General features: G+C 62.7%; 1 protein-coding gene. It reads right to left on the minus strand.

Annotated elements, in window-relative coordinates; all coding sequences use genetic code 11:
- Positions 1 to 898 (minus strand): glycine C-acetyltransferase (locus IB262_RS35400; RefSeq protein WP_246802843.1); only part of this gene is annotated, 898 nt, incomplete at its 3' end.
- Positions 899 to 911: the final 13 nt, after the last annotated feature.

Below are 911 nucleotides of genomic sequence, written 5' to 3' on the forward strand. Positions count from 1 at the left end.
CGAGCTTGGACATCTCGGTGCGAAACAGGCTCGCATTGGCATAGAGCCGCTCGCGCAAGGCATCGCCGTTGTCGATCAGGTCGAACACCTTCAGCGAGGCGGCGGCAATGACCGGCGCCAGGGTGTTGGAAAACAGATAAGGGCGCGAGCGCTGCCTGAGCCAGTCGACGACTTCGGCCTTGGCCGAGGTGTAGCCGCCCGAAGCGCCGCCGAGCGCCTTGCCGAGCGTGCCGGTGATGATGTCGATCCGGCCCTCGACGCCACAATGTTCGGCGGAGCCACGGCCATTCTTCCCGACGAAACCGACCGCATGGCTGTCGTCGACCATGACCATGGCGCCATATTTGTCGGCGAGATCGCAGACGCCCTTAAGATTGGCGATGATGCCATCCATCGAGAAGACGCCATCGGTGGCGATCAGCTTGAAGCGGCTGCCCTCGGCCTTCTTCAGCTCCTCCTCCAGCGCCGCCATGTCGTTGTTGGCGTAGCGGAAGCGCCTGGCCTTCGACAGCCGCACGCCGTCGATGATCGAGGCGTGGTTGAGCGCATCGGAGATGATCGCATCCTCTTCGCCGAGCAGCGTTTCGAACAGGCCGCCATTGGCATCGAAACAGGAGGAATAGAGGATCGTGTCTTCCAGCCCGAGGAAGGACGAAATGCGTGCCTCCAGCTGTCTATGCTCCTCCTGCGTGCCGCAGATGAAACGCACCGAGGCCATGCCGTAACCGTAACGGTCGAGCGCCTGTTTGCCGGCCTCGGCCAGTTCCGCGTTGTCGGCAAGGCCGAGATAGTTGTTGGCGCAGAAGTTGAGCACCCGCTCGCCCGAGGCGACTTCGATCTCACCCGCCTGCTTCGAGGTGATCACACGCTCCGACTTGTACAACCCGGCCGTCTTCAGGCCCTCGAGTTCT

This window comes from Ensifer sp. ENS02, assembly GCF_014851885.1.
GTDB classification, from domain to species: domain Bacteria; phylum Pseudomonadota; class Alphaproteobacteria; order Rhizobiales; family Rhizobiaceae; genus Ensifer; species Ensifer adhaerens.